The sequence below is a fragment of the Candidatus Protofrankia californiensis genome, from assembly GCF_900634765.1.
Lineage (GTDB): Bacteria > Actinomycetota > Actinomycetes > Frankiales > Frankiaceae > Protofrankia > Protofrankia californiensis.
The window spans coordinates 17,627-24,228 of sequence record NZ_CAAAFT010000061.1 but is presented as its reverse complement, the minus strand read 5'-3'; the positions used below and the strand labels follow the sequence as shown (position 1 = coordinate 24,228).

The following is a 6,602-nucleotide window of genomic DNA, read 5'->3' as shown; positions in this document are numbered from 1 at the left end:
GCGAACAACACCCTGACGACCAACGGCGCGGCCCGCGACCGATCCGTCACCGTGATCAGCATGGTGGGTCGGGCGTTCGGGGTGCGATCGGCAAGCAACGTGACCGACGACGACGTCCTGGAGAAGCTGCTGCGCCTGTCCGAGGCGGACGCCCGCGAAGCCGAGGACGCCGATGACTACGCCGAGCTGCTCGGTCCCGGCGCCGGCGTCGGCGCACCGCATTCCCGGGGCGAGACCGCGGTGGCCGCCGCCGAAGCAGTCGCGGAGGCGACCTTCACCGACCCCGCGCAGCGCACCAGCACGAGCGTGTTCACCGAGTTCGCGCGTGAGCTCGGCGACGCGTTCGCCGCGGCGCGAGCGGACGGGCACCGCCTGTTCGGTTTCGCCCAGCACGACCTGACCACCACCTGGCTGGGCACCTCCGCGGGCCTGCGGCTACGGCACAGCCAGCCGACCGGGTCGGTGGAGTGGAACGCCAAGAGCACCACGCCGTCCGGCTCGGTGTGGCACGGCCAGTCCACCCACGACTTCACCGACGTGTCCGTGCCCGACACCCACGCGCTCCTGCGCCGGCGCCTGGCCTGGAGCGCACGCTCGGTGGAGCTGCCCGCCGGGCGCTACGAGACGCTGCTGCCGCCGTCGGCCGTCGCCGACCTGCTGACCTACACCTACTGGTCGGCTGCCGGCCGTGACGCCGCCGAGGGACGCACGGTGTTCAGCAAGGCCGGTGGCGGCACCAGGATCGGCGAGGCGCTCGGCCCGGCCGGACTGCACCTGTTCAGCGACCCGCTGGACCCGGAACTGCCGGCGACCCCGTTCGTGATCGCCGGGGCGTCGTCGGCGACGTCCAGCGTGTTCGACAACGGGCTGCCGCTGCGGCGCACCGACTGGATCACGGACGGCAAGCTGGCCGCGCTGGTCCAGACGCGCGCCTCGGCGCGCAGTGCTGCCAGGCGCAGTGGCGAGGCGGGCGGCGGCGCGGCGGGCGGCGGCGCGGATGGTGGCGACGTGGCGGTGACCCCGTTCGTCGACAACCTGACCCTCGACGGCGGCGGGACCGCATCCCTCGACGAGATGATCGCAAACACCTCGCGGGGACTGCTGTTGACCTGCCTGTGGTACATCCGCGAGGTCGACCCACAGCTTCTCCTGCTCACCGGGCTCACCCGTGACGGTGTCTATCTGGTCGAAAACGGTGAGGTCGTCGGCACGGTCAACAACTTCCGGTTCAACGAGAGCCCGGTGGACCTGCTGGGTCGAGTCACCGAAGTCGGAGCGACGGTCCGGACACTTCCGCGTGAGTGGGGGGACTGGTTCACCCTCGCTCGGATGCCGGCCCTGCGCATCCCGGACTTCAACATGAGCTCGGTCAGCCCGGCAAGCTGACGGCCTTACGCGGCAATGCGCTCTCACGCCACGACGCGGTCTCACGCCGCAATGGCAACCTGCTGACAGATCGTGATCTGCTGACGGATCGTGGCCTGGCCGCGATCCGTCAGCAGGACGCCGTCCGCGGGTTCACAGATAGGCACCGCGACCGAACTGCTCTCCCGCCTGGGGACCGCTCGGCAGGGCCCGCCGACGCATCTCCTCCAACTGGGCACGGGCAGCCATCTGCTGTGCGAACAGTGCCGTCTGGATGCCATGGAAGAGACCTTCCAACCACCCGACGAGCTGTGCCTGGGCGATCCGCAGCTCAGCGTCGCTGGGGGTCTGCGTGTTGTCGAACGGGAGGGTGAGCCGGCCGAGCTCCTCGGAGAGTTCCGGAGCGAGCCCGTCGGAGAGTTCCCTGATCGAGTTATGGTGGATCTCCCGGAGGCGTACCCTGCTCGCCTCGTCCAGCGGCGCCGCCCGCACCTCCTCCAGAAGCTGTTTGATCATTGAGCCGATCCGCATCACCTTGTCCGGCTGGGAGACCATGTCCATGAGCGCGTTCGGATGCTCCTCGTCGCCTTCGTCGGCGGGCGAAGCGGCCGAGTCGCCGCCGAGCTGGCCGGACACGACCCGCGAACGAGCGGCCGCCGCGTCCTCGTCCAGTGTTCCGTCCGGTCCAACGACCACGACCCGTGGGTCCGGTTGATCTGCCATGCACCCATCCTGCCTGGTCGCCCTGGCGGGCATACGGGCAGGATGGAAATGGGTCCCCAGCCGGACACCATCAGCAACAGACGGCCACTCATATCACTGCCTGTAATCAGATTCCGGCACGGCAGGCCAAGGCGCGGCCGTTTCTTTTCCCGGGCCCGGGTTCCGCCTGGACCGCTACGGGGTGTCCACAGCGAGCACGACCTTGCCCACGTGGCCGAACTCCTCGACACGCTGATGCGCCTCAGCGACCTTCTCGATCGGCACCACCCGATCGATCACCGGGCGGACCGCCCCCGCCTCGATCGCCGGCCAGATCTGCTCGCGGACGCCCGCCACGATCACGGCCTTCTGCGCGTCCGGCCGGGCCCGCAGGGACACCGCGTGGACGGTTCCCCGCTTGGCCAGCAATGCCGCGAGGTTCAGCTCGCCCTTTCGCCCGCCCTGGAGCCCGATGACGACGATGCGCCCCTCGACGGCCAACACCTCGACGTTGCGCGCCAGGTAAGACCCACCCATGTTGTCGAGGATCACGTCCGCGCCACGGCCGCCGGTGGCCTCCCGCACCCGGTCGACGAAGTCCTCGTCCCGATAGGAGATGGCGAGATCGGCTCCGAGCTCACGGACGCGGTCCAGCTTCGCCGGGCTACCCGCGGTAGTCGCGATCGTCGATGACGGCCGCAGCGCCCGCACCGCCTGGATCGCGAACGTACCAATCCCGGACGCCCCGCCGTGCACCAGGAACACCTCACCGTCACGCAGACCGGCCACCCCGAACACCGTCGAGTAGACCGTGGCCGCAACCTCGGGCAGCCCGGCGGCCTCGAGCAGCGAGACACCGGCCGGCACCGGGAGCACGTGGGACGCGGGAACATTGACCCTCGTCGCGTATCCGCCACCGGAGAGCAGGGCGCAGACCTCGTCCCCGGGCTGCCATGCGGTCACCCCGGCGCCGACCGCGGCGATCCGGCCGGAGCATTCCAGCCCCAGGACGGCGGAAGCGCCCGGCGGGGGCGGGTAGAAACCCTGGCGTTGCAACAGATCAGCCCGGTTCACCGCGGAGGCGACCACGTCGATCGCGACCTCGTCCGGGCCGGGCGGAGCGAGGTCGTCCACCTCCACCCACGACATGACCTCGGGAGCACCGAAAGACGCCACTGTCACCGCGCGCATCAACCCACCGTATCCACGGCCATCCGGCCACGCACATCGCATCCGCGATCGCCAACCGAGCGGCACCACCACGCCGTCCCGACGGCTGACCCGCCGGGACGAACGAACGAGACACAGGACGGTACGGCGACCTTCTCAGGCAGATTCGGGCTCAGACGGGTTCGGGCTCAGGCTCGGGTTCCGTCGGGGTGGGTTCGGTGTAGGGCGAGGGCTCGTGTGGCGCGGGAGGAAGATCGGGGGTGCTGGGAAGCAGTGGACCGGGGTCATCCGGGATCGGGATCTCAGGATCAAGTGGAGGCGGCGGGGCGGGCTGGTGCAGGCGGACAGCCTGGCGGCCCGCAACGGCTTCGTACAAAGCACCCATATGCGCGGGCATACCCCGACCGGCGTCCCACGGAAACATCATCTCCGCATCCGGCAATGATCCAGAGACCTGGGGACCTGGGGACCTGAGCCGCCGGCGCGCCAGAAACATGATCGCGCCGCTGGGGTGAACCGCTTGATCCCGGCACATGATGACCGAATTGTACGGACCCGGCACAGACCCTAGGCTCCGAGCCGGACATACTTCTCTCATCCTGCCATCGGGCGAGATCCACACAGGTGGCGTATCGCCCATCGGACGAGCTTCAGGAGCACGCCGGTTGGAATGGGACGGCGACACCACCGAACCGGGCATTTCCGTTGAACCGGACGGTCCCATCGGCAGGTCCGTCGACGATCGCGTCCGTGCACACCCGACTGCCGTGAACGGCGACCTCGACGGTCACGGCAGTCCGGTCGCCGAGTTCCATTCCTTCTTCGAGCAACACCACCGCCAGTTGGCCCGGCTCGCCTATCTGCTGACCAACGACCATGACGCCGCCGACGACATCACAGCCGACGCGTTCACCGCCGCATGGCGGCACTGGGACAGGGTGCGTCAGGCCGACAGCCCGCTGGCCTACCTCAGACGTACCGTCGCGAACATGGCGGCGACCCGCCTGCGGCGGATCATGCGCGAGCGGCGCGGCCTCGGCGTGCTCGGCAACCTGGCCGAGACCCACAGCACCGACACTGACGTGCCGGCGGTCGTCGACGTCCGGGCGGCGTTGATGTCGCTGTCGGCCGGCAAACGGGAATGCGTGGTGCTCCGGTACGCCTTCGACCTCTCCGAGGACGAGACCGCCCGCGCCCTGGGCATCTCCGTCGGCACGGTGAAGAGCCAGACCTCGAAGGGTGCGGGTGAACTGGAGCGCATCCTGTTGGCGGGTGCGCGTGAGAACACACGTGGGAGCGCCCAGTGGTCGCCGTCCACGCCGGCGCCCGATCCCGCGGCACGACTGAGCAAGAAGCACTCCGAGACGCGAAGGGGTGTTCCGCGTCCGCGGCGGGATGTTGATCCGCGGGCGCGGCTGCAGGGTGGGGAGGCAACATGACGGGTACTCGCCGCGGTGACAGCCGTCGCCGTCACAGGCACACCGGGGCAGAGCCCGGGTCGTGGCTACCAGCGGCGCTCACGGACGCGGCGTGCGCGCACGAGCCGGACACCACGCGGATCCGTGGACGCATCATCGGGCCGGGCAGCGAAGCCCGATCATCCCCGTACCATCCCGAGAGCCGTTACTGCGCAACCCGTGATCGGCGACGGAAGCCGGGCTCCGGGGCAACCATCCGGCGACGAGGGAGATTACGGACCGCTGCCCGTCGACCGGCAGCGATCGCCTTCGGTGCCGCCGCCGGGGTCCTCGGCGTCGTGGCGATCACGATGATCGGTATGCAGGTGATCCCGTCACACGACCAGGACCAGGACCAGCCCATCTCGGCCACGGCACTCCCGATGCCGCCGGCCGGCTCCACGACCGCGGCTTCGTCCCCCCCGGCCGCGACCCCACAACAGCCCGCGTCGACCGGGCCGGCTGCACGGACCACAACCGACACGGCGGCCACGCCCCTGCCGACCCAGGCGTCGACCAACGGTGCGCCGCAGGTTCAGCTCAGCATCGGCTCGATGACTCAAGAACGGATCACCCTTCCGGCCGCGGGCATCAGAGACTGGGTCCTTTACGGTCACAGCACGAACAGGTCCGTCGGCGAGCGGGTGCGCGCAAACCTGCCAAAGCCGATCATCGGCCGGCTCGACATGATCGGCGCCGATCCGACGGTCGTCCCCGGTACCAGCCGGTTCGACTGGAGCGGGGGCAGCCCACAGCAGACGGGCAGGAATCATGCCGACGCCCTGGCGCTGCGGGCCTCCGGCGAGTTCCGGCTCACCGTCCCGATAACCGGACAGGCCGGTCACCTGAACCTGTACCTCGGCACCCTAGGGGTACAGAGCGCGGTACGGGCCGACATCGACGGGAAGACGGTCTCGTCCGCTGTTGTGCAATCGGTTGTGCGATCGGGCCGTCCGAGCAGGTGGGTGGGCTCGGTCATCGAGATCGACTTTTACCCGAACGCGGGTGAGCACACCCTGACGCTCAGCGTGTCAGCCGTGGACGAGCCCGACCAGGGCAGCCAGGACGGCGGCAGGCCGCCCAGACAGCCACAGACACGCTCGTCCCCGGGACAGATCTCGCTTGCCGCGGCCATCCTCTTCGACGGTCAGTAAGCACTTAGCAACGCAAAAAAATGTTCCGGATGCGGCAACCCTTCCGAGCGCCCGAGCGACTAGACATGTGAACGTACGGACGGATCCGCTGTGCTCAAGACCGGTGATACCCCGGCTGGCCAGGGCGCTGTTTCCGAATGTTCCGGCTCGCCCGTTCCCCGCTAACCCCCCCCAGCCAGGCCGGGCGAGCCGCACCATCGGCTCGTCCGGCGTCCACGCCGGGCACGAACGGATGTAGCGTCGCAGACGTGCGCCGAATCCTCTTCTCACCCCCCTGGATCCTGCGACACGCCCTTGCACTCTTCATGATCGGCCTGTTCGCCAGACTCGGGTGGTGGCAGTGGGAGAAGGGGCAGTCGAGCCGCGGAACCCTGCAGAACCTCTTCTACGGCGTGGAATGGCCGATCTTTGCCGCGGCGGTGGTCTTCGGCTGGTGGCAGATGGTACGTGAGGAACTTCGTCCAAGACCGGCGAAGGTAACCACCCCTCCTGCCGCGCCCGGGACGGTTACCCGCTCCGGCGTAGACGGGCAACCCTGGGAAGAACGCCACGGACAGGGTCGACCCACCGCCGACGGTTCGCGCGGCAACGACTTCGGGGATGACGAGGAGGATGACGAGGACTTGGAAGCCTACAACCGCTATCTCGCCTCGCTCTACGAGCGGGACACGCCATCAGGGTCGGGGACGCGGTGACCCCCCCCATCAAGGAGGACAGCCGCGGCCCGATCCCGGAACCAGGCCCTGCAGCGGCA

The 6,602-nt window shown here is 69.2% G+C and carries 6 protein-coding genes; 4 read left to right on the top strand and 2 right to left on the bottom strand.

Features of this window, described 5'->3' with window-relative positions:
* On the top strand, positions 1–1,386 hold a 1,386-nt coding region (locus tag DD1DGNOD_RS03610), incomplete at its 5' end, for a metallopeptidase TldD-related protein (RefSeq protein WP_131769441.1).
* A 132-nt stretch (positions 1,387–1,518) separates the two neighbouring features.
* Here DD1DGNOD_RS03610 and DD1DGNOD_RS03605 read toward each other — a convergent pair.
* Together DD1DGNOD_RS03605 and DD1DGNOD_RS03600 are read right to left on the bottom strand one after the other, a co-directional pair.
* Complete coding sequence (locus DD1DGNOD_RS03605; RefSeq protein ID WP_131769438.1) at positions 1,519–2,088, bottom strand: bacterial proteasome activator family protein; 570 nt, start codon at positions 2,086–2,088, stop codon at positions 1,519–1,521.
* Positions 2,089–2,262: 174 nt separating this feature from the next.
* Positions 2,263–3,258 carry an NAD(P)H-quinone oxidoreductase gene (locus DD1DGNOD_RS03600; protein ID WP_131765229.1) on the bottom strand — a complete coding sequence of 332 codons (996 nt, stop codon included), beginning with the start codon at positions 3,256–3,258 and terminating at the stop codon, positions 2,263–2,265.
* A 746-nt stretch (positions 3,259–4,004) separates the two neighbouring features.
* On the opposite strand from DD1DGNOD_RS03600, the gene DD1DGNOD_RS03590 reads away from it, so the two are divergent.
* The 3 genes from DD1DGNOD_RS03590 (at position 4,005) to DD1DGNOD_RS03580 (ending at position 6,543) form a co-directional block, all read left to right on the top strand.
* Positions 4,005–4,676, top strand: coding sequence for a SigE family RNA polymerase sigma factor (locus DD1DGNOD_RS03590; RefSeq protein WP_131769437.1), 672 nt, complete (start codon positions 4,005–4,007; stop codon positions 4,674–4,676).
* A complete protein-coding gene (locus DD1DGNOD_RS03585; RefSeq protein ID WP_131769436.1) occupies positions 4,673–5,848 on the top strand; it encodes a hypothetical protein in 1,176 nt (391 codons plus the stop codon). The genes DD1DGNOD_RS03590 and DD1DGNOD_RS03585 overlap by 4 nt, the downstream gene beginning before the upstream one ends.
* Before the next feature lie 248 nt (positions 5,849–6,096).
* The gene (locus DD1DGNOD_RS03580; protein WP_131765226.1) at positions 6,097–6,543 is read left to right on the top strand and encodes a hypothetical protein; all 447 of its coding nucleotides are present in this window, start codon (positions 6,097–6,099) and stop codon (positions 6,541–6,543) included.
* Positions 6,544–6,602: the final 59 nt, after the last annotated feature.